This is a genomic window from Cytophagales bacterium, from assembly GCA_033344775.1.
GTDB lineage: Bacteria > Bacteroidota > Bacteroidia > Cytophagales > Cyclobacteriaceae > JAWPMT01.
This window is the reverse complement of the sequence record JAWPMT010000004.1, coordinates 750,979-777,126: the sequence shown is the minus strand read 5'-3', so window position 1 is coordinate 777,126 and position 26,148 is coordinate 750,979. Positions and strand designations below refer to the sequence as shown.

At 43.0% G+C, this 26,148-nt stretch carries 31 protein-coding genes; 14 read left to right on the top strand and 17 right to left on the bottom strand.

Annotation, left to right across the window (positions count from 1 at the left end; translation table 11 throughout):
- Window positions 1-2 precede the first annotated feature (2 nt).
- From coaD to R8G66_12050, 4 genes are read right to left on the bottom strand one after another with little or no spacing between them, the layout of a single operon-like run.
- Window positions 3-461 carry a pantetheine-phosphate adenylyltransferase gene (coaD, locus tag R8G66_12065; GenBank protein MDW3193097.1) on the bottom strand — a complete coding sequence of 153 codons (459 nt, stop codon included), beginning with the start codon at window positions 459-461 and terminating at the stop codon, window positions 3-5.
- A complete protein-coding gene (locus R8G66_12060) occupies window positions 461-1,351 on the bottom strand; it encodes a DUF3822 family protein (protein MDW3193096.1) in 891 nt (296 codons plus the stop codon). The genes coaD and R8G66_12060 overlap by 1 nt, the downstream gene beginning before the upstream one ends.
- Window positions 1,352-1,360: 9 nt before the next feature.
- A complete protein-coding gene (locus R8G66_12055) occupies window positions 1,361-1,954 on the bottom strand; it encodes a hypothetical protein (GenBank protein MDW3193095.1) in 594 nt (197 codons plus the stop codon).
- Between the two features lie 54 nt (window positions 1,955-2,008).
- The gene (locus R8G66_12050) at window positions 2,009-2,491 is read right to left on the bottom strand and encodes an NUDIX domain-containing protein (protein ID MDW3193094.1); all 483 of its coding nucleotides are present in this window, start codon (window positions 2,489-2,491) and stop codon (window positions 2,009-2,011) included.
- A gap of 86 nt (window positions 2,492-2,577) precedes the next feature.
- On the opposite strand from R8G66_12050, the gene R8G66_12045 reads away from it, so the two are divergent.
- Entirely contained in the window at window positions 2,578-2,979 is a 402-nt protein-coding gene (locus R8G66_12045) for a DUF1573 domain-containing protein (GenBank protein ID MDW3193093.1), read from the top strand.
- Window positions 2,980-3,108: 129 nt separating this feature from the next.
- Here R8G66_12045 and R8G66_12040 read toward each other — a convergent pair whose 3' ends face one another.
- The gene (locus R8G66_12040) at window positions 3,109-3,474 is read right to left on the bottom strand and encodes a DUF423 domain-containing protein (protein MDW3193092.1); all 366 of its coding nucleotides are present in this window, start codon (window positions 3,472-3,474) and stop codon (window positions 3,109-3,111) included.
- A complete protein-coding gene (locus R8G66_12035; protein MDW3193091.1) occupies window positions 3,455-4,135 on the bottom strand; it encodes a YggS family pyridoxal phosphate-dependent enzyme in 681 nt (226 codons plus the stop codon). The genes R8G66_12040 and R8G66_12035 overlap by 20 nt, the downstream gene beginning before the upstream one ends.
- A gap of 146 nt (window positions 4,136-4,281) precedes the next feature.
- On the opposite strand from R8G66_12035, the gene R8G66_12030 reads away from it, so the two are divergent.
- Window positions 4,282-5,835: a GH3 auxin-responsive promoter family protein gene (locus R8G66_12030; protein ID MDW3193090.1), complete on the top strand. Its 1,554-nt coding sequence runs from the start codon at window positions 4,282-4,284 to the stop codon at window positions 5,833-5,835.
- Between the two features lie 4 nt (window positions 5,836-5,839).
- Window positions 5,840-6,466 (top strand): LysE family transporter, encoded by a 627-nt coding sequence (locus R8G66_12025; protein ID MDW3193089.1) that lies wholly within the window; start codon window positions 5,840-5,842, stop codon window positions 6,464-6,466.
- A 514-nt stretch (window positions 6,467-6,980) separates the two neighbouring features.
- On the opposite strand, the gene R8G66_12020 is transcribed toward R8G66_12025, so the two are convergent.
- From R8G66_12020 to R8G66_11995, 6 genes are all read right to left on the bottom strand, one after another.
- Window positions 6,981-7,811, bottom strand: a complete 831-nt coding sequence (locus R8G66_12020; GenBank protein MDW3193088.1) for a hypothetical protein — start codon at window positions 7,809-7,811, stop codon at window positions 6,981-6,983.
- Window positions 7,808-8,743: an ATP-binding cassette domain-containing protein gene (locus tag R8G66_12015; protein ID MDW3193087.1), complete on the bottom strand. Its 936-nt coding sequence runs from the start codon at window positions 8,741-8,743 to the stop codon at window positions 7,808-7,810. The genes R8G66_12020 and R8G66_12015 overlap by 4 nt, the downstream gene beginning before the upstream one ends.
- Window positions 8,736-9,239: a hypothetical protein gene (locus R8G66_12010; protein MDW3193086.1), complete on the bottom strand. Its 504-nt coding sequence runs from the start codon at window positions 9,237-9,239 to the stop codon at window positions 8,736-8,738. Before R8G66_12010 ends, R8G66_12015 begins: the two co-directional genes overlap by 8 nt.
- Before the next feature lie 158 nt (window positions 9,240-9,397).
- Window positions 9,398-9,940: a DUF4252 domain-containing protein gene (locus R8G66_12005; GenBank protein ID MDW3193085.1), complete on the bottom strand. Its 543-nt coding sequence runs from the start codon at window positions 9,938-9,940 to the stop codon at window positions 9,398-9,400.
- A gap of 151 nt (window positions 9,941-10,091) precedes the next feature.
- A complete protein-coding gene (locus tag R8G66_12000; GenBank protein ID MDW3193084.1) occupies window positions 10,092-10,523 on the bottom strand; it encodes a hypothetical protein in 432 nt (143 codons plus the stop codon).
- On the bottom strand, window positions 10,513-11,016 hold the full coding sequence (locus R8G66_11995; GenBank protein MDW3193083.1) for a sigma-70 family RNA polymerase sigma factor: 504 nt from the start codon (window positions 11,014-11,016) through the stop codon (window positions 10,513-10,515). The genes R8G66_12000 and R8G66_11995 overlap by 11 nt, the downstream gene beginning before the upstream one ends.
- Before the next feature lie 443 nt (window positions 11,017-11,459).
- Here R8G66_11995 and R8G66_11990 point away from each other — a divergent pair, with 443 nt between their 5' ends.
- From R8G66_11990 to R8G66_11970, 5 genes are all read left to right on the top strand, one after another.
- Window positions 11,460-11,948 carry a hypothetical protein gene (locus tag R8G66_11990; GenBank protein ID MDW3193082.1) on the top strand — a complete coding sequence of 163 codons (489 nt, stop codon included), beginning with the start codon at window positions 11,460-11,462 and terminating at the stop codon, window positions 11,946-11,948.
- A 190-nt stretch (window positions 11,949-12,138) separates the two neighbouring features.
- A complete protein-coding gene (locus tag R8G66_11985) occupies window positions 12,139-12,912 on the top strand; it encodes a nuclear transport factor 2 family protein (GenBank protein ID MDW3193081.1) in 774 nt (257 codons plus the stop codon).
- 42 nt (window positions 12,913-12,954) lie between these two features.
- Entirely contained in the window at window positions 12,955-13,332 is a 378-nt protein-coding gene (locus tag R8G66_11980; GenBank protein MDW3193080.1) for a hypothetical protein, read from the top strand.
- Window positions 13,322-13,852: an RNA polymerase sigma factor gene (locus R8G66_11975; GenBank protein ID MDW3193079.1), complete on the top strand. Its 531-nt coding sequence runs from the start codon at window positions 13,322-13,324 to the stop codon at window positions 13,850-13,852. Before R8G66_11980 ends, R8G66_11975 begins: the two co-directional genes overlap by 11 nt.
- Window positions 13,849-14,202, top strand: a complete 354-nt coding sequence (locus tag R8G66_11970) for a hypothetical protein (protein ID MDW3193078.1) — start codon at window positions 13,849-13,851, stop codon at window positions 14,200-14,202. Before R8G66_11975 ends, R8G66_11970 begins: the two co-directional genes overlap by 4 nt.
- Window positions 14,203-14,229: 27 nt before the next feature.
- Here R8G66_11970 and R8G66_11965 read toward each other — a convergent pair whose 3' ends face one another.
- The gene (locus R8G66_11965) at window positions 14,230-14,466 is read right to left on the bottom strand and encodes a hypothetical protein (GenBank protein MDW3193077.1); all 237 of its coding nucleotides are present in this window, start codon (window positions 14,464-14,466) and stop codon (window positions 14,230-14,232) included.
- A gap of 151 nt (window positions 14,467-14,617) precedes the next feature.
- Here R8G66_11965 and R8G66_11960 point away from each other — a divergent pair, with 151 nt between their 5' ends.
- The 6 genes from R8G66_11960 to R8G66_11935 all read left to right on the top strand — a co-directional run bounded on the left by R8G66_11960 (window position 14,618) and on the right by R8G66_11935 (window position 20,307).
- On the top strand, window positions 14,618-15,067 hold the full coding sequence (locus R8G66_11960) for an isoprenylcysteine carboxylmethyltransferase family protein (GenBank protein MDW3193076.1): 450 nt from the start codon (window positions 14,618-14,620) through the stop codon (window positions 15,065-15,067).
- 39 nt (window positions 15,068-15,106) lie between these two features.
- Window positions 15,107-16,825, top strand: a complete 1,719-nt coding sequence (locus R8G66_11955) for a GMC family oxidoreductase (protein ID MDW3193075.1) — start codon at window positions 15,107-15,109, stop codon at window positions 16,823-16,825.
- Window positions 16,826-16,828: 3 nt separating this feature from the next.
- Window positions 16,829-17,533, top strand: a complete 705-nt coding sequence (locus R8G66_11950; GenBank protein ID MDW3193074.1) for a gluconate 2-dehydrogenase subunit 3 family protein — start codon at window positions 16,829-16,831, stop codon at window positions 17,531-17,533.
- A 1-nt stretch (window position 17,534) separates the two neighbouring features.
- A complete protein-coding gene (locus R8G66_11945) occupies window positions 17,535-18,464 on the top strand; it encodes a sugar phosphate isomerase/epimerase family protein (GenBank protein ID MDW3193073.1) in 930 nt (309 codons plus the stop codon).
- Window positions 18,465-18,476: 12 nt separating this feature from the next.
- Window positions 18,477-19,868, top strand: coding sequence for a pentapeptide repeat-containing protein (locus R8G66_11940; protein MDW3193072.1), 1,392 nt, complete (start codon window positions 18,477-18,479; stop codon window positions 19,866-19,868).
- 199 nt (window positions 19,869-20,067) lie between these two features.
- The gene (locus R8G66_11935; GenBank protein MDW3193071.1) at window positions 20,068-20,307 is read left to right on the top strand and encodes a CDGSH iron-sulfur domain-containing protein; all 240 of its coding nucleotides are present in this window, start codon (window positions 20,068-20,070) and stop codon (window positions 20,305-20,307) included.
- 295 nt (window positions 20,308-20,602) lie between these two features.
- On the opposite strand, the gene R8G66_11930 is transcribed toward R8G66_11935, so the two are convergent.
- From R8G66_11930 to solA, 4 genes are all read right to left on the bottom strand, one after another.
- Window positions 20,603-21,484: a transporter substrate-binding domain-containing protein gene (locus R8G66_11930; GenBank protein MDW3193070.1), complete on the bottom strand. Its 882-nt coding sequence runs from the start codon at window positions 21,482-21,484 to the stop codon at window positions 20,603-20,605.
- Window positions 21,485-21,508: 24 nt separating this feature from the next.
- Window positions 21,509-22,390: an ABC transporter substrate-binding protein gene (locus R8G66_11925; protein ID MDW3193069.1), complete on the bottom strand. Its 882-nt coding sequence runs from the start codon at window positions 22,388-22,390 to the stop codon at window positions 21,509-21,511.
- Window positions 22,383-24,560, bottom strand: a complete 2,178-nt coding sequence (locus R8G66_11920) for a methyl-accepting chemotaxis protein (GenBank protein MDW3193068.1) — start codon at window positions 24,558-24,560, stop codon at window positions 22,383-22,385. The genes R8G66_11925 and R8G66_11920 overlap by 8 nt, the downstream gene beginning before the upstream one ends.
- A gap of 438 nt (window positions 24,561-24,998) precedes the next feature.
- On the bottom strand, window positions 24,999-26,144 hold the full coding sequence (gene solA / locus R8G66_11915; protein MDW3193067.1) for an N-methyl-L-tryptophan oxidase: 1,146 nt from the start codon (window positions 26,142-26,144) through the stop codon (window positions 24,999-25,001).
- Window positions 26,145-26,148 lie beyond the last annotated feature (4 nt).

Here is a 26,148-nt window from a genome sequence, read left to right as displayed (position 1 = left end):
AACTACTCCTTTAGCTTATAAGGCAAAAATGGCGAAACATCCCCTCCGTACTTATGAACTTCACGAATGATGCTGCTACTGATCGGAGCAAGTTCCGGTGAAGTGATCAGGAAGATGGTTTCCAAATTTAGATTGAGGTACTTGTTGATCTGAGCAATGCTGTTTTCGTACTCAAAATCAGTCGTATTACGCAATCCACGCACCAGACACTGCGCATTATAGCGCTCGGCAATCCTGGCAGTCAATTCATCGTAAACGATGACTTCTACGGGTTCATTGGCAAACGCCCCTTCGATATAAGCCACCATTTCGTCGACATCAAAGTATCGATTGTGCTTTTTGGAATTGAAACCTATCGCGACAATCACTTTGTCAAAGAGCTTAAGTGTTCTTCGGACGATATCTTCATGGCCTTTGGTGAAAGGATCGAAGGAGCCGGGGAAAATGGCAACTTTACTCATCAATCGCAGAGATAAGCCCCGTAGGTATCGAAGTAATGATATTCGGGAATTTCATCGAAAGCGTGGCTGAAGACCAAATGCCTGGCCTTTCCGGCATATTCAATGTCCTTAAAGTATTTCTTCAGGAGATCAACGTGTTTCGACTGGGCTTTCAATGTGCCCCACATAAGAATGCCATTCTTTTTGGGGCTGAGTCCTACTTCTTTGAAGACCGTCATCACATACTTGAGATAATCTTCACTTTGTCGAGCAGCAAACTGATTATAATAAAGCAGGTTTTTTCCTTCCATCACGATAATATGGAGGATGCCACGATCTACGTTGCAGTACATTTTCTTACTGCCGTCTGAAGCTATGTTTTTTTGGAGGCCTTCAATCAATGCACTTCCCTGGTGCACAATGCTGACGGCTATGGCAGGGTAGATGGATTTTATCCATCCAAGTAATTTTTTATCTACCGCAAACACATTGACGAGGCCCGATGTACCATGTTCATAATGAATGACCTCTTCAATATTCGGTTTTACTTCACTATTGATCACCAGGTAATCGCTTGAAGACGAACTGACAAAGTGATCTTTAGGTACTAGTGAGAATTTGTGACTTTTGATGGATACTTTGACGCTTTTCCAAAAGCCTGCCGTAAGAAAATGATGACTGTCAAATACGCCATGTAGCACTTTTAGGCGGGTATTGACCGTCTTGATGTTCTCTAGTTTGAAATCTTCAAAATACAGGACACCATTGCTCCTGCCGTCTATCACACAGAGCTGAAAGTCGTTAATGCCGATTTGCAGAACCAGTGAGTAGTGATGGAGATTGTCAATCTCAAACTTCGGGTCTTTTACCCGTTTGATCAGGCGATAATCCGGTTGCTTGGCGGTCGTCAAAATATTTGGTTACTCCCAGTTACCTGCTGTGGTTACACTTGTACGCGAACCAAATCTTAGAGGCTTACGGGTATTGTATTCACTTTCTTCGTCTCTGGCAGGATTAACAGGCTGTGGATTAAACACTTCAAGTACATCTACAAGAACACCAGCTTTTGTGATTTTGTCGGCCCATGCAACAAACTTAACTGGAGGATCAATACCAGGAACATATGGAAGAGCTGCCAAATTGAAATTAGGATATAAGTCACTATTGAACAAAGAGTCCAAAACAAGTTTGGTACCGAGTGTGTCAATTTCTACCCAGGAACTATCCGCACCGTATTCCAGGGTGATTACTCTTTCTGTTCTTTCTACGATGTAGAAGTTCCCTGAATCAACAAAAGCAATTAGTGAATCCCAGTTGCTGGTATACTTTCCATTGACAGACTTATAAGCGATTTCAGCTTCCCTAATCATTTTGAGCTTGTCGATGATTGCGGCTTCCATTCGCTCTATTCGGTCAGCTTCGTCGATACTAGTCGTTATCCTGTCGTACAGGTACCAGGCCAGTCCTACGGAAATAAGACCAAAAACTACGGTTAGGATTCTAGAAGTGCTCATTTGTTAGGATTTTTTGCAATAATAATGATTTTACAAAATAATTAAATGCGTAGTTCAGGATTCACGACGATGAAATTTAAAAAAGCCACGTAACTCCTTTAATAAAGTCAACGAACGAGTTTCCCTGAATAGATTATGCAAGTTATCCTGATCTTCGTTAGCAAGCTCGAAATCATTGAAATATTTAATGTCCGCAAGAATTTGCTGATCAGCGGCTAATTCTGGATCTGTTCCCAATTTAAGCTGTCCATCAACGGCCTGTACTTCAAAGAAAAGCTCAATGGCATGGTATTTTTCATCGATGTATTCATTGGTAAACAGAAAATTTCCTACTTCAATAATCAATCCGGTTTCTTCCAGAAATTCCTGGCGCAAGACATCTGTTGCCTGATGACCAAATGCTACTCCGCCTCCAGGAGGGGCCCATATGTGTCCCTTTGGTCCAAGATGCAGGTGTTTCAAGAGCAAGATACCTTTGTTATTAATTAGTAATCCGCAAACTCGCACACGTACCTTTCCTCGATAGATATCTTCCATTGATGGATAATTTGCATTTGTGGGAGCTAAATTGAGCAACAATACGTTACTTTGATAATTAATATTGACATAAGGACATTTAGCAGATGAAAAAGATATTTGGTGTGGTGATTTTGTTGGCTGCTTTTGTATGCAGCTATGCTCAAGAGGTTGAATCAGGTCCGATGATTGTATTTGTCGAGGATGCCTGGGAATTTGGAGACATTCATCAAGGGGATAAAGTGGAGCATACTTTTGAATTTGAAAATGCGGGAACTGAGCCATTGATTTTAAGTAATGTCCTTACGACCTGTGGATGCACCGCTTCCGACTGGCCCAGAGAGCCGATCGCTCCAGGTGAATTGGCTTCATTGAAAGTGACCTTCAATAGCGCGGGAAAAATCGGCATGCAGAACAAAATCATTACGATCGTATCCAATGCCACTAACTCACGGGAACGCATCAAGATAACCACTAACGTACTGCCTAAAACAGATCAGGAAGGCTAGGCTTCGAGATCCTCAGCCTGCCTGGTAACAAACTCATTCTGCCTCGCACAGACTTTTCCTCGTTTATCGGATAACGAGGACCCTTAGATTGTCACTTTTCCAAACGTGGTGAAGCTGTCATCAATTGTCTTACTGTTTCGCTTTAATGGCGGCGTATATCCATGCAGCAATAAAGAATAATCCCCCGATAGGAGTAATGGGTCCAAACCAGGTCCATTTTAAAATGGTCAAACCATACAGAGACCCGCTAAAACAGATGATGCCGACCAGAGCCAGTGTGCTAATGCTGGAAATCACTTTTTGGCTGTGAAAAGGGCTAAAACTTATGACCAGAATAAACAAACTATGGAGGAAATGGTAGAGTACAGCGGTCTTGTAGGTATCGAGTGATCCTGAGGCCTCTAACGAAGCTTTCAATGCGTGTGCACCAAAAGCACCTAAAACTACGGCGAGTGCACCGGATATGGCTGCTATTTTAAACCACTTTGTTTGCATAGTCGCGTGCTCCAAAAATGTCCGTACCTATTCGGATCATGGTTGATCCTGCTTCCACCGCCAGTTTAAAATCGCCACTCATGCCCATGGAGAGGTCTCGAAGATCCAGCCCATGTGCTGCATTGAGCTCATCGAATAAACTTTTCAATCCCTCAAATTCTGCTTTGACCACTGACTCGTCCTGGGTATTGGTAGCCATACCCATTAGTCCCTGGATTTTGATATGTGACATTTCACTAAGTTTTCCTGAAGCAATCAAATCCAACAGATCCTGACGATCAAATCCAAACTTTGCTTCTTCCCGTGCGATGTGTACTTGTAATAGCACTGAAATCACCCGGTTTGCTTTTGCGCCTTCTTTTTCGATGGTCTCCAGTAATCTTACGCTATCCACACTGTGAATGAGGTGCACAAATGGTGCGATGAACTTGACCTTGTTTCGTTGCAAATGGCCAACCATGTGCCAACGGATGTCTTTGGGAAGTTCTTCATATTTCCTCGCCAGTTCCTGTACCTTATTTTCTCCAAAATCACGCTGGTCCGCGTCATAGGCATCCTGCAGTAGGGTGTTTGGCTTGGTTTTAGAAATAGCGATCAGGTTACAAGACGTTCCAGTCAGTATTTCTCGATATTTATTGATGTTCTCAGCGATTTTTGTCATGTTCCTGGGGCAACAAAATCTAAGCAGCAAAGGTTGTTCAAAAATCACAAAGATTTGTTTTTTAACGGACAGGAATTGCCACTTGAAATTTAATGAAATGACTAACTTCGATCCGTCAATCGGTTGATAAAAACAGAGACTCATAGATGGCTATCCTTGGAACTTTGCTAAAGAGGGGAATTAACCTGCGAGAAAGCATTGAACAGCAATATACCTCACCCATCGACTTGCAAAAACAGGAGCTACGAAAGCTGCTCATTCATACGGAGAATACTCAAATTGGTAAAACTTATCGCTTTCGTGACATACTGCAAGCGTTCAAGAATAAAGACCATCAGGCTTTTTATCAGGCTTTTAAAACCAATATTCCAGTTCATGATTACAACAAAATGTACAATGACTGGTGGCACATGGCCAAAGAGGGAAAGTCTAATGTTTGCTGGCCTGGTAGTGTTAAATACTTTGCATTGAGTTCAGGTACTTCCGGAGCACCTACCAAGCACATACCGATCACCAAGGACATGTTGAAGTCCATTCGCAAGACTTCTGTCCGACAGTTATTAGCTCTGTCCAAATATGACCTACCGACCAATTTTTTCACCAAAGGCATCTTGATGCTCGGCGGTAGTACCAATTTACGTCGGAGTGGAACATATTTTGAAGGAGACCTGAGCGGGATCACGACTTCCCAGATTCCCTTCTGGTTTCAGCATTTTTATAAACCTGGGAAAAAGATCGCCATGACCAACTGGGATGAGAAGTTGGATGAGATCACGAAGAATGCGAAAAACTGGGACATGGGGATCATTGTTGGCGTACCCGCCTGGTTGCAGATCCTGATGGAGAAGATCATCGATTATTATCAGGTTGATACTATTCACGATATCTGGCCCAATCTATCCATTTTTGTTCATGGCGGCGTATCCTTTGAGCCTTACAAGAAAGGTTTTGAAAAGCTGTTGGCCAGGCCCTTGATCTATATGGAAACTTATCTGGCTTCAGAGGGCTTTCTGGCGTTTCAGGCCAACCCCAATCTAAAGTCCATGCGATTGGTATTGAACAATGGGATTTTCTATGAATTCATTCCCTTCAATCATCACAACTTCACGGAAGAGGGGGAGATGAGGCCCAATCCTACCACACTTAAGATCGATGAGATTGAGCAGGGGAAAGAATATGCGGTGCTCATTACCACAAATGCTGGTACCTGGAGATATTTAATCGGAGATGTGATACGATTTGTGTCTGTGGAAGATAGTGAGATCGTGATCACTGGCAGGACCAAACACTTTCTGAGTTTGTGTGGGGAACACATGTCACTTGACAACATGAACAAAGCCATCGAACTCACCAGTAAGGATCTCAATATCGATATTCGTGAATTCACGGTTTTGGGGGAACATAAAGACACCCTATTCGCGCATCACTGGTATGTTGGAACTGATGATGACGTAGACGAAGCTTTAGTGACTGATACCATTGATAATCACCTAAAGGTGCTGAATGACGACTATAAAGTAGAACGAACGGCGGCATTAAAAGAGGTTCGGGTGAAGGTCATGAGTACTTCGGTATTCCTCAAATGGATGGAAATGCAGGGCAAAGTAGGAGGGAGCAATAAATTTCCGAGGGTACTGAAAAAAGAAAAGGCAAAACAATGGAAGGACTATCTCAGGGAACACAATTATCTTCGCCCCTAGATAAATGCATCCATTCTTTCACGGGCTCATATTCGGCCTGGTCTTTGTCTTCTTCATCGGCCCGGCATTCTTCGCTTTGATTCAAACGAGCGTTCAATCTGGCTTAAGGGCTGCGATATTCCTGGCATTAGGAATATCCTTCAGCGATATCATCTATGTCGTACTCACGATTCTGGGAATTTCATCATTTTTGGATAATCCGGAATTCAAATTCTGGATCAGCGTGGGGGGGTCTGCGATTCTGATCGGTTATGGTGTCTATACCTGGCGGAAAAAGCCACCGGAGTATGAAGAAGTGACCATAGAAGATCGCACCTTGTTGATCAAATATTGGGTAAAAGGATTTTTACTCAATGGCCTCAATCCGTTCATTATCTTGTTTTGGGTGAGCTGGGTATCGTTTGTGTCTGTAAACTACGACTACAGTTCTTTTGATCAGCGTTTTTTCTTCGGCGGGGTTCTGGTTACAATCCTTTCTTCGGACATCACCAAAGCCATCATCGCCAATAAAAAGAAACACCTTATCAATCCCCAATGGTTTCAGCGATTAAATAAGGTGGTTTCTCTAATTTTAATCCTATTTGGTCTCAGGATCATTTACTTTCTCCTGGCGACCTACGTTGGATTCTAATACTAAGCCGTTTTTCGCATTCCAATTCTGTGACAATAAATAACATTGAGCAAATCAGAAATTTGATTTTCACGTTGAATGTTACCTTTTGACACCTTTCTTAGGTTTTCAAGGATGTTTAGTCCGACTTCAGTGTAAAGGGAGTTTTCCTCCCGCGACAAACATTCAATTTCTTGAATGTAGTCATCCAGATAATTGGTTTCCATAGGCTCTTGGTTTCTTATATCAAATTAACCAACAAAGCCCTAAAATGGATTACGTTATTACTATATTTTTTATGGAAAATAACTTTTGCATATATGAAATCGTTTGTATGTGCTTTGAAATGCAATATTTTCTTAAAGTGATATATGTGAACTGCCGTATCAATGCAATTTTTATTTGCCAACAAAGCAGAAGGATATTCTTTCTTTATGGAAAGATCTTCTTTTTTTGATTTCTCGTGTGGCAACGGGCAGCAATCTGATTACTTCTAGTAATCGGGTTGCTTAGCCTATGCCTTAGCTCGATTACGCTACTTCAAATCCCGCTTCACCAAAATTCTACTGGTAACACTCACATAGAAGACAAGCCAACCTGTAACGATGGCAAGTTCCTTGATGCCGATATAGTCTTTGATTTCCCAGAAGAAGTACCTGGCGAATGGGACATCAATCAGATTGAAAAGAGACATGGCAGGCAGGAAGTCGACGATCCAGGCTGTCGAATCTTTGATTTGCGGGACATTGCCCAGGATACCTGCCAATATCGGTTCGAACATCAAGGTGTATAGGAACAAGGCAACGATGACGAATCCAGATTTTTTGATGATCAGAGAGAGCAAAAACGCAAGCATACAGTAGGTCACGACCTGATAAAAGAACGCAAACAAAAACTCCATGTCTTGGAACATGGCACCAATGGCATGTGTATGCGAATAGATGGAGCCTGTGATCATACCCATAGCAAAGAGTACGATGGCACCACTCAGCGCAAGGAATAATACCAGAGCGAATTTGGATAACAAATATTCTTTTTTGCTGATGCCGTCAATGACATTTTGCCGCAGGGTATTGTAAGTCACGTCATTGTTGACTGAAATGATCACGATAAAGGCCGGGAAGATCTTAAGGAAAGCTGCCAGCCAGGCGATGTTCTGCCAGATGTCCGGAAAATCATAAATCGGAAGAATGGTAGGGTCGATTCCATTGAAGTCTGCACCTTTGGATTTCAACCATTCCAGGAAAAACGCGCCGAACGAAGAAATGACGATCAGTGCAGTTAAATACATGCCGTAAAGCACCCAGAAGATTCGGTAGTGCTTCATTTTCAGCCATTCTAATTGGAAAGAGCGTAAGATGTTCATTTTGCTTCGTTTTCGGATTCTTCAAGAATTTTAAGGAACTCCTGTTCCAGGGAGTTTTTCAGCGGATTGACTTTAGTCAGGACATGCTGCTGTTCGAAGCAGTATTGATTAAGGTCCGCTGACTTGAAGTCCGGATGCAAAGTCACCTTAAGCTCCGAACCATTAATGGTTTCAATTGAATGTACGCCTTTATATGTTTCTACCAAAGTAGTGAGTGCATCCGGGTCTGCCGAAGCGATTTCTACCTGATTGGTTTCCCCAAGGATATCCTGTACAGGTCCTTCGTGCAGTTTTACACCTTTTTTCAATACACAAAAGTCTGTGCAGACTTTCTGTACTTCGTCCAGTAAGTGACTGGCCATGATGATGGTTTTCCCCTGCGCAGCTACATCGCCAATCAGTTCCCGGATCTCAGCAATACCCTGCGGATCCAGCCCGTTGGTGGGCTCATCAAAAATCAAGACCGGAGGGTCGGATAAAAGGGCCGCAGCAATGGAAAGCCGTTGCTTCATTCCCAGGCTGTAGCTTTTGAACTTGTCATTTTTGCGATCAAGTAGATTGACTTGTTCCAGCACTGTTTCAATTCGATCATATCCGCAACCCTTGATGTTTGCTACAATCCTTAGGTTCTGGACAGGTGTCAAATAAGGATAGAAACAAGGAGTTTCTAAAATGGAACCGATGAGCTTTCTGCTTGCTTCGGGTGATTTACCTTCGAACCATGAGAAGGATCCGGAAGAAGGTGCCACCACGTCGAGGATCATACCCAGCGTCGTGGTTTTTCCACTTCCATTGGGGCCAAGGATACCGTAAACCTGACCTTTCCTAACATTCAGCTCCAGCGAATTAACGGCTTGTATGCGCCCAAAATTCTTACTGAGTTGATTAATTTGGAGGATGCTCGGAGCGAGCTGTGTTGTGCTACTAGTCATCGAATACAGGTTGATTAAAGTCCAGGAAATTGAGCATCTCGTTGCCTTGCATTTGTCGCATCATCGAAGGAATGTTTTCCCAGGCGATATTGCCGGTCATATAGAATACGAGCAACATACCGTCGGCACCGGCAACGCCAACATACTGTTCTTTGGTGAACCCTTCTTTTCCTAGTAATAAGAATCGATTTCCCGCGCCCTCCATTCGTGCGTATTCTTCAAAATCGCTCTCTCGGTACTCCTTAAGCATTTGTCGGTAACTGTCGATGTTGTCGGAAGTTTGCGGAATCCGGTAAATCAATAGTTTATGAATGCCACTCACCAACTCGTCAAAATGCGGATCATTCGACAGGTTGATCATTCGTAAGGTACTGGGATAGAAACAGAATTTGCGGCTGCTGATGTCCTCAGCATACGCTTTGATTGGGGCCTCCTGCGCTGATAATGCAGAGACCCACAACATCGCCAAAGCGATGAGTAGGTTGTGTTTTTTCATGTTGAGTTTTTTTGGACCAATCATGAGCGCTTCGATTCGTATCTGACCAAGATAAGCACACATGACAAAAAAGAAACTACTGGAGAAGATACCTCTCCAGCAGTTCCTACCTCTAAAAATTGAACGTCGGTAGCTACCCGACGCTACTACTATTGCTTTTAGTTACCCTTATCCAGGTTTTTCAAGCCTTTCAAGCTGTCCACATTCATAGATGTGGCAAGCTTGGAAACTGTCTTTAAGTCGATCTCGCCATAAAGACTCAGGAATACAAAGTTTTTATTACCACCGACGACCATGATCAGTTCTTCGATGATGCCTTTCTTTTCTTTGATGCTGAATTTGATGTCTTCTTCCGCATCCTTTACAGTCATCAATTCTTCATATCCCGCCTTGTCTACGTCTGCTGTAGTTTTATCGTAGATCGCTCTGCTTCCATTAGGAAGGCTGTCGCTGGCAAGGATTTTCAAACCTTTCAACTTTGCTACAGCTTCCAGAAATTCTTTTTCTTCTTCGCTGTTTCCTTCCAGTTCGGTGAACAGTGAAAACATTCTGCTATTGATCGATACTTTCACGTAATTCTCATCTGCGGCGTAATCATCCAGGTATTGATTGATCAATTCACCTTGTGCAGATGCAGCGAAGAATCCAACGACCATCATGATCATCAGGGTAGCTCTTACTATGGTATTTTGCTTATTCATTTTCTTAATCTTAAAAGTTCCTTTTTTGAGTGTGAATGTCAAAGTCACTTTAAGCAATAGGATTATTTCAATTTTTCACTGTCACGCTGAGGCTCTCAAATAGTACGTTGAGGTTCATACCAGCCTGCCGGCTAGGCAGGAAACGAACTCATTAGCTATCCTTATCTTTCTTTCCCCTTTTGGGCTTGTTTATTTTCTTTAATTCTTCGGAATACTGTTTTCCTTCATTAAGGCCACCAGAAATCATCATTAGTGCATTGCGGGTGATCTCAAGCGCCTCTTGCGGGTCGTCGATTTCCACCACATACTGCGTTTTCTTAGGATTATTCTCGATGGTCAAAAAGGCAACGAGCAATCCAATGATAATCGTGGCAGCTGCCGAAAAGCGGGTGAAGTTGCTCTTCTTCTTCCAGGAAATGCCTTCAGCCTTCACTTGTTGCTGTTGGTGGATGCTTTTAAAGTATTGTGCAGTAGGAGAAAGGTCCTTGGCTTTGGCAAAGTGTGCCTTGACCAGACGTTCTTCTTCCACCGTGGTTTCCCCCTTCCAATATTTATCCAGCAATTGATCCATTTCAGGTTCCATAAGCTTCCACTTTTTCTAATGTTGATCTGACTCTGGTTCGGGCGCGATGCAGCGAGACTTTCACCTCACTCATGTTCAACCCTAGTACATCGGCAATTTCCTGGTAGCTCATCTCCTCCACCTCTCTAAGGTGGAAAATCTCCCGCTGCTTTACGGGCAACATTTCGACAGTTTCCTGAAACCACCGTTGCTGATCCTGATAAAGCAGGTCAAAGTCGGGTGTATCACCCCCGGCAATGGACGGGCTGTCAGCTATATCAATCAGAGGCCGATGGCTCCGAATGATGTCCAGGCAGTGATTGCGCACAATTTTCATCGCCCAGGCGCGAGGATTGTCCAGCGACTCGAGGGACTGTCTTTTATCCCAGATTTTAGCCAGGCATTCCTGCACCGCATCTTTTGCCGTTTCCGAATCTTTCAGGATCGAAAGCGCAAATCGATAAAAGTTATCGGTGAAATTGAGGATCACGCTATTGAATAATTTGACTGACATTCGGAAGGATGACGCTACTACTTACCGGAAGTTACAAAAAGGTTGAAAAAAATATTCACGTTCTAGGAAGAATGAGTGAAAATGCTGTTGAAGCATGCAAGAAGTCACTTTCTGACTAAGAAAGATTAAAGGTCTCTTTCGAGAATGAATGGTCGTAGGGTTTTATTTTCTGAAATGGTAGATAATTCCGAAGGATGATGCTCTAGAAAGAAGGAAATGTGGAAAGTCCGGATGTTTACAGGTGAAATTTTAATTAAAAAAATGATAAAATTTGAAAGTACTCGATTTATTCTTTTATCGAATTGATAAATAGGAAAATGAAATTTTGAATAATTAGAATATTATTTGATTTGTCGTCAACAAAATGGCATTTCGCTTGAAATATTGATATTAGAATTTAAATTTGCATAGAAGAGATACTACAGAAGAGAATAATGCTACTTATGAAAAAGGTCTTTGTGTTTTTGTTGATTGCTGCTCCCATGCTCAGTGTGATGGGACAAGACTTTACGTTTGACTACATGGAGGATAAGCTAGATGCCAGCGAGGTTTTCCAAGGTGATCTAAGAAATCATCCATTTGGTACGGCGTTTTCAGAGAAGATCCTGTTGTTTTCACAAGCTTATACTTATCAGGATGAGCCTACCCCATTGAACCCGGCTCCGGCATTGAACATCGAAAAACTGGCGATCTACTCGACGGTAAAAAAGATGAATGCCTATTACAAGAAAAGCGCCAAGAAAGGCAAAATGGGAGAAGGAGAAGCAAAAGAAAAATTGAAAAAAGTGCTTGATATTGCTTTGTGCGTTCGCTATCAGGATACCATCGCTTTTGAAGAGGCGTTGAACAATGCCAAAGGGCTTGATGCCATTGCTGCGATCTACGAAAGCACTGAATTGGAAGGCTACGCGGAATTTGCTTCTTCCAATTGAGAAATTCTAATCAAGGAAAACTTTTAGAAAGGCTGCCAGAGATGGTGGCCTTTTTTTGTGGATCAAAACTTCTTACACCAGAACAGTGGTTCAGAGCATTTTTATCACCATTGATTTTTTTACTGGAATTGTAACCTTTTCGAAATTCTTCTAATCCTATTGGGCAACTAGTTCAAATAATAGAGAAGAAATGAAAAAAATAGTTACGCTCTTCAGTCAGATATTAGTTTTATTCTTGGTCGCTTTGACTGAGCAGGTTTGCGCTCAAATATCTCATGATTCAGACCTTTACAAAACACTCAAGGCCCAAGATAGCTTACTCTTTGAAATAGGGTTCAACCAATGTGACCTTCAGGTTATTGATCGATTATTACCTGATCGATTTGAATTCTTCCACGACAAAGATGGGTACATCACGTCTAAACAAACATTCGTCAACACGCTTAGAGAGAACCTTTGCAGCAACGGACAAAATATGACAGAAAGGGTCCTAGTCGAAGGTAGTTTGGAGGTTTTCCCACTGTATGAGGAAGGTCAATTATATGGAGCGATACAAAGAGGAATTCATCAATTCGGTACTACTACTGCGAGGTTCACTCATTTATGGCTTAAGGAACAAGATAGGTGGGTCCCTTCAAAAATGCTGAGTTTTGATCACATAACTCAGATTGCTCCCTCAATAGCTGATGTTTCTTTTATTGAATTATCACAAACTGAACTGAAAAGATATCTGGGTGCGTACCAGTTTTCCGCTGAATTTGTTCTGTCCATTATCTATGAAAATGGAAGACTATACGGAGACGCTCAAGGACAGAAAGTTGAGATCAAACCCTATGAAAGCCACAAGTTTTTGGATGAAAGTCTAACGATGGATCTCAACTTCCTGATAGACAATATGGGAAAAGTAACAGGATTGGAAATGGATGGGCCTGAAGGCAAGATGCATGCTAAGAAATTGAACTAATCAATTGTTTTTCGCAGGTATCAAACACAAAATCCAATCATCATGCTAGAACTCATTGTTTTCTGTATCATTTCAGTTTCAATTATTGCGGCGTTCTTTTTGGCCTGGCTCTTTTATCAAAAGGCCCGAGACAAGGAGCGAATGTATTTGTTGAAGAAAGGTGAAAAGTTGGAAGATATCTTTCAAATTCAACGTCGAAATCAATTTAGGTTTTCTTTTCCCTGGCTTCGCCTGGGTATAATTACCACAGGGCTGAGTTTCGCATTTCTATTGATCGCATTTCTGATCTTGCATTTAGAACGTGATCAGGAACTTTTTAAAGGATTCCTCATCACCTTCATCCTTGGACTCTGTATAGGTATATCTCTGATTGTCAATCATTTCATAGGGGACCGTCGACGAGATAAGAATGGACGATGAATACATCGATCAGGTATTGTCCGGTGATACACATGCATTTAGGTATTTCCTTCAAACCTATAAAGACATGGCTTTCAATTTAGCCGTATCGATTGTTAAGGATGATCATCATGCAGAGGAAGTAGTTCAGGATGCATTTATGAAGGCATTCAATGGTCTACGGTCTTTCAATCGAAAAGCTCAATTTAAATCTTGGTTTTACAGAATCGTTGTAAATGAGTCGTTTCAATTTTTAAAGAAATTGAAGAGAAATGTAATCACCACGGATGTCGAGAATGTAGATCCTTCTTTGTACGAGCCTGGCGAACCAGAATTACCGGCGATAATGGATAAGGTAAGGCAAGCAATGATGCTGTTGCCGCCTAAAGAGAGCATGATATTAAACCTTTATTATCTGGAAGAACATAGTATGAAAGAAATTAGGTTTGTCACGGGCTGGTCCACGACAAATGCTAAAGTGATACTACATCGTGCCAGGAAACATTTACGGGCTTTATTAAACTTGGATCAAAACATATGAATAAGAATTTTAAGCGTGTTCAGGAAGATGATGAAATAAGGAATTTGATCAAAGGAGCAGCCAGAGATTTAACAGATCACAGTTTTGATGATCGGGTGATGATGAAAATTCAGGAGGAATTAGATTACAAGGAACAAGTGAATCAACAGCTTAGGACTTCATTTCAATATTTCCTCGGCGCAACACTAACAAGTATAGTGCTATCTACGGTATTTGCGCTCGGCTTCTACTCCGAGAGTGTTAAAGTGACGATCATTGGAACGATGGTGTTGTTCTTTTTTATATCAATCTTGATCATCAACGTCGGTAACTACCAGAGATTGATTCAAAAGTATGGTTCAAAGTCATAACTCATCTGATCGTAGATACAAGAAGTGTCAATGATCACCCCTCAACCTTTTCACAAAAGCGATCAACTCCTTTTTCATCTCTTGATTTTCAAGTAGCATCTCTGAAATTTCAAGGGTGAGTTCATGTGTCAGGCGCTTACGGACCACTGGGTCATCTTCTTGCGTCAGTTCCTGAAGCTTTCGCATGATGGCTGCTCTTTGTTTGATTTTTTCAGGAGAGGGTTGCTCATTAGAGGGAAAGTTATCGCTATGTCCATCAGTCATTTGTCTATGAAATTGTAATGCAATTTAAATTAGCGCATTGAATAATTAAAATGCATTACAGTAGGAGCAACCTTCTTTCGAATCAACAATTGATTTGGGGTCACGTAGTGTACCCGGTTAGAAATCATCATTTTCGAGATATTTGCCAGCCATGAATACCTACTGGAAAGATCGATTATTCTTCTCGGCACAATTCATCCTGATGGTCGCCTACATCATTCCTGTGAGTTGGGGGTCTTTCGCCACTTTTCAAATGGTAGGTTTGGCCTTCGTATTTACAGGTATTTTGACCAGTGCGGCGGCTGTTTGGCAATTGCGGCATTCCATTTCTCCTTTTCCTTCACCCAGAGCCACCGCAAGATTGATTGATGGCGGCGTGTTCAAATGGATACGTCATCCGATCTACACAGGGATCTTATTGGCAGCTTTGGGTTACTCACTTTATTCGGGATCGGTCTGGAAAGGATTACTTACCGTAGCCTTGTGGATACTCTTCCAGTTCAAGGCCAGGTATGAAGAGCACTTATTGCTGAACAGGTTTGATCAGTACTCAGCGTACATGGACCGAACGGGTCGGTTCTTGCCCAAAGTGGGTAGATAAACAAGTGTTGGATTGTTGCATTTTCCTTAAATTGGGAGGATGCAAATCAAGAAAAACCCAAAAGAATATGATGTTGTCATTGTAGGCTCAGGAGCAGGCGGAGGCATGGCTACCAATGTCCTGGCCAACGCTGGCCTGAAAGTCGCTGTGGTAGAAGCCGGACCATACTTTGATCCTGCCGATGCCGAACAACGGACCCAACTTCGGTGGCCCTGGGAATCGCCCCGAAGAGGCGCGGGCTCCGTTCGTCCTTTTGGAGATTTTGATAGTGCGTATGGTGGCTGGGAAATTGATGGTGAACCCTACACCAAAAAGCCGGGGACGGAATTTGACTGGTTTCGATCAAGAATGCTTGGCGGACGTACCAATCATTGGGGTAGGATCTCCCTCAGGTTTGGCCCATTAGACTTCAAAAGGAAAAATGTCGACGGGCTCGGTGATAACTGGCCCATCAGCTACGAAGACGTCAAACCCTACTACGATAAGGTGGATAAACTCATTGGTGTTTTTGGGTCCAAAGAGAATATTCCCAACGAACCGGACGGTTTCTTTCTTCCGCCTCCTAAGCCACGTTTGCATGAGTTGTTCTACATCAATGCCACGAAGAAAGTAAACATCCCTACCATTCCCTCGCGGCTGTCTATCCTGACCCAACGCATCAATGATCAACGTGGTAGCTGTTTCTATTGTGGCCAGTGCAATCGAGGTTGTGCCGTCTATGCCGATTTTTCTTCGGGATCATGTCTGATCTTCCCGGCCCAAAAAGCAGGAGGCCAAGTAGATCTGTATGTCAATGCAATGGTTCGGGAAGTGCTTACTGATGACGCTGGGAAAGCGACAGGCGTTTCTTATATCAATAAGGATGATCGTCAGGAATATCAGATCAATGGGCGAGTGGTAGTACTGGCAGCGTCAGCCTGTAGTTCGGCCCGCATCTTATTAAACTCGAAGAGCAAAATCCATGAGAACGGCCTGGGCAATAGCAGCAATGCAGTGGGTAAGTATTTGCATGATTCCACGGGTGCCAGTCGGGCGGCATTTGTGCCGGAATTGATGAATCGCAAGGTCTACGATGAAGATGGTGTAGGGGGCATGCATGTGTACACGCCCTGGTGGCTCAATGATGCCAAATTGGATTTCCCTCGCGGCTATCACATCGAAGTTTGGGGCGGCATGGGTATGCCTTCTTATGGGTTTGGTTTCAATCCTAATTCCCTTGCCAAACATGTAGGAGAGGAAGTCGGTGGCTATGGGGATCAACTTCGTGATGATGTCAAGCGTTTCTACGGTTCGGTGATGGGTGTTTCCGGACGGGGCGAGTGCATTGCCCGTGAGGACAACTATTGTGAAATCGATCTAGATCAGGTAGATGAGTGGGGAATCCCCGTGTTACGATTCAACTATACCTGGTCCGATCATGAACGAAATCAGGCCAAACATATGCATGATACGTTTGAAGAGGTATTTGATTCGATGGGAGCAACCTTATTGGGTGAAAAACCGGGGAAGGAGCAGGATTACGGATTGCTGAATCCAGGAAGGATCATTCATGAAGTAGGTACGACCCGAATGGGCAGTGATCCCAAAAGTTCTGTCACTAATTCCTTCAATCAATTGCATGATTGCAAAAACGTATTTGTTGTGGATGGTGGACCTTTCGTGTCGCAAGCGGATAAAAACCCTACCTGGACGATCATGGCCCTGGCCTGGAGAGCGTCTGATTATATCATCGATGAAATGAAAAAACAAAACCTGTAAGCCATGGACAGAAGAGAAAGTTTGAAATCAATGTTTGTCGGTACCCTGGCCGGAGGTTTGGTGGTACAGGGATGTTCTCCCGAGGACGAAGAAGTTGCCTCACCGGCGAAAGCAGATCAGAATGGTTATGGCAGAACCAAGGAAGAAATGGCCCGTGATGAGAAACTCATGTCGGAGGTCTTTTTACAACCACACGAGTTGGAAACGTTGGCCATACTTTGTGATATCATTTTGCCGTCCAATGCGCAATTTCCTTCGGCTACTGCAGTAGGAGTTCCCGATTTCATGGAATTCATAGTGAAAGACCTGCCTTATCATCAACTGCCCATTCGCGGCGGATTGATGTGGCTGGACAATCGAAGTAATAAGCAGTTCCAAAAAGTATTCAAAGCCTGTACTATCGAACAGCAAAAGTCGCTTTGTGATGAAATTGCCTATCCCGAACGGAAGGACCCTGCGTTACAGGCAGGAATTAAATTCTTCTCTTTGGTTCGCAACCTGACCCTGACCGGATATTATACGACGAAAGAAGGAATTGAAGACCTTGGGTACAAGGGGAATACTACCGCTATTTGGGATGGTGTACCTCAAGATGTGCTGGATGATCTTGGCATGTCCTACGACGAAGCCTGGTTGGACAAGTGCGTTGATCAGTCGAAAAGGAATGAGATCGCAAAATGGGATGATGAGGGTAATCTTTTGAGTTGATATGAAACTAGGATTTGTAACAGCCATTGTTCCTGAACTGAACCTCGAAGAAACCATGCAATTGGCAGCAGCCATTGGATATGATTGTATAGAAGTCATGTGTTGGCCTCCGGGAAAAGCAGAGCGTCGATATGCAGGGGTGACCCATTTGGATGTGACTGAGTTTGGGGCAAAAGAAGCGGAAAAGGTGCAATCCCTGATCAAGCAATATGGGGTCAGCATCAGTTCATTGGGGTTTTATCCCAATGCTTTGAGTCCGGTAGAGGAGGAAGCCGAGGTAGCGAATACTCACATTAGGAAATTGATGGATGCCAGTGTATTGTTGGGAATCAATCAAATCACTACATTCATCGGAAGAGATTGGACCAAATCAGTCAAAGACAACTGGCCAAAATTTCTGGAAGTATGGAAGCCCTTGATTGCGTTGGCAGAAGAAAAAGAAGTTTTCGTAGGCATCGAAAATTGCCCGATGTGGTTCACAAATGATGAATATCCGGGAGGCAAAAACCTGAAAACAACACCCGCCATTTTTAGGAAGATGTACGAGGACATTCCTAGTCCATACTTTGGATTGAATTTTGACCCTTCACATTTCATTTGGCAACAGATGGATTACCTGAATGCCATCAAAGAATTTGCGCCAAAGTTCTCGCATGTACACGCAAAGGATGTGCGCATGGACTGGGAGCAATTAGATCAGGTTGGGATCATGGCGAATCCATCTGAATACCATACCCCCAAACTTCCTGGAATGGGTGATGTCAACTGGAGTAAGTTCTTTTCTTACCTCACCGACGCAGGGTACGACGGAGCGGTTTGTGTGGAGGTAGAGGATCGTTCCTTTGAAGGTTCATTGGAGATGCGGAAACGATCTCTGGTACAGAGCCATGATTATTTGAGACAGTTTGTGCCAAGAGAAGTACTCGATTAAATAGACGAGATAATGCCAGCTTTTCCTGAAAAATCAGGTGTCGCCCTGTTAGGATTTATTTTTATTTTCAGCTTCAAAGCAATTGCGCAAGACTTTTCAGGGAATGATGTGTTGAAGAGCTATGAGCAAATTGGTGAATTTGTCATTGATAAGAACATAAACGGCGAGGATTCAATCACTTTCTTGAATGAGGTGATCCTGGAATATGTCGGGATTGATCCTTCGCTTACCTTTTATAGTTCTGTCTTTCAACGCTACGTTTCTATTGATGATGTGAATTTTAAGGGCCCCGGAAATTTTTTATTCGCTGTTTTCCTCTCCGAATTCAATGCAGGGAGGTTGAATTTTGAGCAAGAAGCTTATTTCGAAGAATCTAGGTTTGAGGGGGATTTTTTCCTTAGTGGCCATTTCAAAGGGAATGCCCGTTTTGCCTCCGCTGAATTTCATTCTGACGCTATGTTTTCGGGTGAGACGCAATTTTATCAGCTAGCTGATTTTCAGGGAGCCAGGTTCTTATATGACGCAGATTTCTCTTTGTCAGTATTTAAAGCAGATGTTCAATTTAACTACACCAGGTTTGGTGAGGTTGCCTACTTTGATGATGCTCGATTCGAAAGAGAAGCGAGTTTCTTGAAAATCCAATTGCCAGATACCTTAAGCTTCCGGAATATCCGTACTAACTCCATTATTGATTTAACATCCGTTGAACTTGATTCAGCGCAACTCGCTACTCATCGGAAATGCTACCTGGACTTGCGGGATGCGCCTATCGATAAATTCAAACTTCGCTATGATCAATTCCAGGTTTTTTGGCCTGAAAAAATAGGAGCCAGTGATTACGAATCCCTTACTAATGTTTACGAGGGACTCCTCAAGAATTTTAAGGACCGGGTTTATCTCACCAGTTATGAGACCCTGGACAAGGAATATCAGGCATTTAAAGACTTGCAAAATCCAAATGCTTCACCTATAAAAAAGATGATGAATCGGGTGAATTTCTATTGGAATAACTACGGCTACAATAAAGAACGTATATGGCTTTGGACGTTGATTTTTTTACTGATCTCTACATTAGTGAATTGGCTTGCTTTTCCATATTTATCGAAAGTAGTGTATCCCATAGAGATCATTGACACTGCATTGTACGAAGGAAAACCATGGAGGCGAAAGCAGTTTAAGACTACTGGATTGTTATGGAATAAAGTTCATGGAAATGTCAAGTATTTCTCTCTTGCATTTTTCTACACCTCGCTAATCTTTTTTGGTTTGAAAATATCTACAGATCGTATGAATTACAGAAAGCCGGTGGGCATCATACTGATATACACCGAGTATTTATTAGGACTTATTTGTCTGGGTTATTTGGCCAACTTTATTATTTCCTCTGGATTGATCGGACAATAGAATTTAGATCATACTGATAAACTTAATTATGGCCATCGCAGGAGTTATCCCCTGCGAGTTTTGCCAGAGTTTGCGTCATCACAAACTTGCCAATAATCCAATTAATCTCATGAGTTTAGAACCATTCTAAACTAACTTTTCTTTGAACTTCATTTAAATGATCATACTTATCTATGTACATACATAAAAACAGATAAACATGGCAGAGCCAACCATAGCTGCAAAGCAACCTATCCCCGTAGAATTAGAAGCTGGAAAACCATACTTCTGGTGTACCTGCGGAGAGTCCAAGAATCAACCATTTTGTGATGGCGCTCATAAAGGTGGTGAGTTTACCCCACAAAAAATCACAGTAGAAGAAAGCAAAACTTACTATATGTGCCAGTGCAAACACACCGCAAATCCTGGCTTCTGCGACGGTAAGCATAAGAATCTTTGACTAGGGATTCTAAAAAAAAGAGCCATTATTCTAGCGCTCCGGTCATCAGTCGGCAATCATCAGTTTTTTTAGGAGGTCTATTTTTGTACCGCCAGGCGGCCCTGCGGAATCTCAAAGAAAGAAACTCCTAACTATCAAATTTTGAGATTCCGGCAGATCAATGAGTGAAATATGATCATTTATCGTGATAGGAATACTCTACGGAATGATGTTGAAGAGCCCACTTGTCCTCGTTTCTACGAAACGAGGACGCATAAATCAAGCGTTACAAAAGCTACTTAGGTATAGATAGCAATTACTTCTTCCTGGAAAGCAGTCCAACCAACTTCACACCTTTTTCGCCAAGGTTTTTCCGCATTACCTCACGGTAATCCTCACTGTTGACATAACCCTCGTTGGCATTGAAGAACTCAGTGATGATAGGAGCCCAGTCACTTCCTTTGGGCATGATAAAACCGAAGGATTCTCCTTTACGGTCGCCCACGGAATGTCGTTTGATGGTGATGCGTGAAGAAAACAAGTGCAAATAATTAGGGAAGTCCAGGTATGACCAGTACCCGGGAGAGTCAAGCACTTTATCGATTTTACCCATTGAACTTTCTGCGTATACGATCTCGAAATTGCCGTATTTTTTCTGCATGTCTTTCAAGGTCTCGTCATGGGTAGTACCTCTTTCTGATACAGCCTTCATGCCTTTGAAAGTAGTCGCGATATCTGAAAGCGATCCCAATTCAGGGACACTTCGATCAGTAACCAGGATAGCCACGTTTTCAAAATAAGGAGGAGCAAACTCGAAGATGCTTTTCCGTTCGTTGGTGATGGTGATATCGCCCAAACCAAATACACCACCATTGCCATATTGTACTGCGTCTAAAAAGGCCTGGAAATTCCTGGTGTCTTCCACGGGTTGGTAATCAAAACTGATGCTCACACCATAGTTTGACTGAACATAGGTAGCAAAGTCATCCATGATATCAAAGCAAATACCTGAACCTTGCCCATTCACAGTTTCTGAGAAATTGACCAGATAAACATTGGTAAGTACCAATCGGGCACGTTTGGTTTTTCGAGCAGTTGCCCAGGTATCCCCATTTAGCCGCTGCGCTTTGATATCAAAAAAAGCGAATAAGATCAACAGGAAAGAAATAATAAGTTTGAAATGGCGGTGTGAATTCATGGCGGTTATTTTTACATAGGATAGCTATTCCTTTCTGGAGAGTAGGCTGATCAATTTGACTACTTTTGGCCCGAGGTTCTTATTCAATACCGCACGATAGTCCTCACTATTAACATAGCCTCCGTTGGCATTGAAGAATTCTGTGATGATAGGAGCCCAGTCACTTCCTTTTGGCATGATGAAACCAAAAGACTCTCCTTTACGGTCTCCCACAGAATGTCGTTTGATGGCAATGCGATCTGAAAATAGTTTGAGGTAACTCGGAAAATCTATGTACGACCAGTATTCAGGAGAAGAAAGGACTTTGTCTGTTTTACCTACGGATGTTTCGGCGTAAACGATCTCAAAATTGCCATACCTGCGTTGCATCTCTTTGAGGATTTTATCGTGTGTAGTGCCTCGTTGAGAGACAGCTTTCATGCCTTTGAAGGTAGTTGCGATATCTGAGAGCGATCCCAATTCAGGGACACTTCGATCCGTAACCAGGATCGCCACATTTTCGAAATAAGGAGGAGCAAAATCAAAAGTATTCTTACGTGCAGTGGTAATAGTGATGTCTCCTAATCCAAAAACGCCGCCTTTACTGGCCTTTACGACATTCAGAAATGACTGGAAATTGGCGGTATTTGCCACAGGCTGGTAGTCATAAGTGATTGCGACGCCATATTTTGCCTGAACATACGTTGCAAAGTCATTCATGATATCAAAGCAGATCCCCGATCCATTCCCATCGACCGTCTCTGAAAATTTAGCTAGATCCGCATTGGTCAGTACGACCCTGGCACTTTTGTTTTTGAGGGCAGTGGCCCACGTGTCGCCGTTGAAACCTTGCGCGTAGGCCCCTGTAAGGCTACTGATCATCACGAAAACAGTACAAAAACGGTGCAATTTTAGAAGCTTAATCATTATTGGTGGTCTTGTCAGTATTTTCTTGCTTGTTCAACGTGAACCGTTCCAAATTTACTTTTAGCGTATCTGAAACCTCGTTAAGGTCTCTTGATTTTTTAATGTAGTTATTCATGCCTGCCTCCATTTGATTAGCAGAAGCAGCTACTTCTTCGGTGCCGGCAGCCGTTTCTTCCGCAATCACAACAACGGATTCCGTATTAGTGACGACCTTTTTGATGAGTGTTGATTGGTCTTTGCTGGACTTGAGAATGCGTTCGGAGAAGCCTAGCGTTGAGGTGGAAGAATCTGCAATGTCTTTGAATACGTCGGAAGCTTCATTGGCTGCTTCTACGCTTTTTTCAATTTCGGTCGTCATGACATTCATCAGGTCCACCGTTTGCGAGGTGTCCTGACTTACATTGCTGATCAGTTTTTGGATCTCTTTGGCGGAATTCCTGGAATCTTCTGCCAGCTTTCTGATCTCCTCTGCTACTACGGCAAACCCCCGGCCCGCATCTCCTGCTTGGGCCGCCTCAATCGCAGCATTCAAAGCGAGTAGGTTTGTTTGTGAAGCGATTTCTGTGATAACCCCCAGCACTCGTTCTATTTCTTTGGAGTTGGTTGCCAGCGTTTTCATTGCGGTATTGGTTTCATTGGAAGCATTCCTGATTTCCGAAATACTTCCTGCCACATTACCGATCATTTCAGCACCTCGTTCACTGTCCGTGACCCCTTTGCGTGCAGCTTTATAGATCAATTCTGAGTCAGAGATCATTTCATCTGTACTAGAAAGGATGTTTTCTACCAATTGCGAAGATTCATCCACTTTGTTCACCTGGCTTTGAGCACCCGTACTCATTTCTCCGATTGCAGTGGAGATCTCCACGACATTCGTGATCATCTCTTCACCGGATGAAAGCATTTCTTGTGATGTAAGGTCGATGATGTCTGCCGTATTACCAATGTCCGTCAAAAGTTCCTTAAGGCTACGCAACGCAAAATTCAGGCTGTTTGTCAGCTTTTCTACTTCACCACGGGCTTCATTTTGATATTGATCCGTCAAATCGCCATTGGCCATGGCAGTCAGGATTTTGCCAACCTCCTGAAAGGGTACAGTGATGGACTCGAACAACTCGTTGATGGAATTGCTGAGATCAAGCCACGCGCCTTGTTTTCCTTCCAGATCAAGGCGACTATAAAATTCTCCGTCAATGGCCACCTTGGATACCACTTGATTGGTTTCCGAGATCACTGCCGAAAGGTTTTGTTTCATATTGAGCAGTGCCTGTCCAAGCACATCTTCCTTGCTCAATAATTCATGATCCGCTTCGAGATTGCCTTTTCCTATTTCCTGTGCAAAAGTGGCCGTGCTGATCAGGCTTTTCCGAAGTTTTTTAACGGACTCAACGATTTGACCGATCTCATCTTTCGAAGCTTTCAATTCAAAGAGCGGTATTGATCCGCGACTCAACTGCTGGATGGTATCATTCAGATGGTGGATTGGTTTAACAATAGACCGGGTAGCAAAGATTGTGGTAGTCACGCCAATAATGATGGCCAATAAAGTCATGACAATAATGATAATCTCCAGCCGATCAAATGAGGAATATTTTGTAGCGATCAGTTGAGATGAGGTGTCTTCGAGGTTGCTGATCGAAAGGTCTAGTTGAGTGACCAGAGTCTCTAATGGCGCTGTTATTTCATCGTCTAACAATGCCACAAGTTCAAATAACAAAAAGTCATCAGCATAGGATTCTCTGCTGTTCAGTTTATCCATCAATTCCTGAATGCTCGGCGTTACCTTTATAAAAGCCGCTAATCTTTCCCCAACAAGTTCACCTGTTGAATCTGGCCAGTTGGAGATTAACCCATTGATGTCTGTTTCAAAAACTGGATAAGTATTCTCAAGCGCGTTTCTCAATGAGGCTTTATCTTCATCATTGGGGGAATACATCCATTTCGAAGAAAGTTCATTGGTGTTTTGAACGAAAACACGAAAGGCTTTCAGTTTTGAAATGAGGGGATAATATTGATTCGTGATCTGCTCATCGATGTTTCTACTGGACTGAAATGTGGCCAGACTGAAAACACCGCTTACGGTAGTCAAAATAATGACGAGGGTACTTGAAATGGCAATTTTTCGTGCTACGCTTAGGCCGCCAATAAAAGCTTGTATCCGTCTCTTCATCCGTTATTAGAAAGGGGTGAAAAAATTAAGTAAGTCATTGGAAATTAAGCGTAAAGACATCCTAGTGTAGGTTGATGTTTGTAAGGTATCATTTTCGATTTTCCTCACTAATCAAAGCTAATATATTGAAATATTTAATTTGAAATCAAACATTGTTTTTGACCAAGGAAGGTTTGAATGTCGTCGGGGATAGAAGCGGATGAGAGAGAATTTTCGCACCGTTAGAAGCGGATAATTTGATGGAGATTGTGTCACAAAGCGTCGGTCGTATTGAGCTTGTCGAAAGGTATATCACCAGTCCTCGTTTGCCTACCGAGGACCTTAGACTGACGCGTTTTCAGAGGCGATGCTGCTTTCTTTCTGCCGGTGTTGGTGTCCTCACCGACACCATTATCCAGTTGTTTCACTAGTCCTTGTTTTCCTAACGAGGACTCTAATTTATAAATCCCGGTCCGCCTTCAGAAATGAAACCGGATGTTCCGTTTTACCGGCAACTGCCAAATCCCGAAGTACTTCTCCCATTACTGGGACAAACTTGAACCCATGTCCGCTAAATCCGGCCGCGGCCACCACTCTTTGATCAGTATCCGGAATAAAGTCAATGACGAAGTGATCGTCTGGGGAGTAGGTGTACAAGCAACTAGACACGTCCAGAAACCCATCGAATACTTCAGGCATGTATTCCTGCATCATGGCCTCAATTTTTTGCTTTTCGATTACGAGTGCCTCATCCGTCAGCTCATCGATGACCTCACCGGGATAGTGGTGAGCAACCTTCAATCCTGCATGTCCGCCATATGAGGCTGGCAGCATGGGAAAGCCATAAAAGATGCCCTTTTCATCATCTCGGGCCAATACCCAACACGGGAGTTTTCCCAAGGTCAGATTTGCGATGTTTTTAGGCTTTACCCATGTGATCAATTGACGCGTTACCTTTAGCGGAGGCATGCCTTTTGGTAGCAATTGTGCCATCCCAGACCCGCTTGTCAGGATCAGCTTGTCGCATGTGTAGGCAGTCTTTGAAGTGCTTACAATTACCTGGTTTTTCTTCATTTCCCAGCTTTGGACGCTTTCATGCTCCTTGAGAGTTACTCCGTGATTTCGTGCCAGATCGCAGTAAGCTGCTATGACCTGATCGGTACAGACCAAACCTGCTTCCGGTTCCATGATTGATTCGTATTGTGGTGGAATCGCAAAATCAGGTAAAAGTGCCCTGACATTCTTTTGATTCAGTTGCTTAAGCGAGAGATCATATTGCGCGGACGAAGCTTTGACTGACTGCAGCAGCGGGTGATCTTTTTTGCCGAGATAGGCCAGACCCACTGGATGATAAAACTGCTTTCCGGTTTCCTGCTCCAGTGCATCCCACCCATGGTAGGCGGATTTTAATAGTGGGACATAATCCGGGTGTTCGAAGTAAGCTTTTCTTAGAATACGGGTCTGTCCGCTATGAGAAGCATCATCATTGATGATCGTTCGAGATTCCAGGCCCAATACAGACAACCCTGATTTAGCCAGTTCATAGCAGGAAGAAGCACCCATACTTCCCACACCTGCCACAATTACATCAAAGTGATCAGTCATGTCT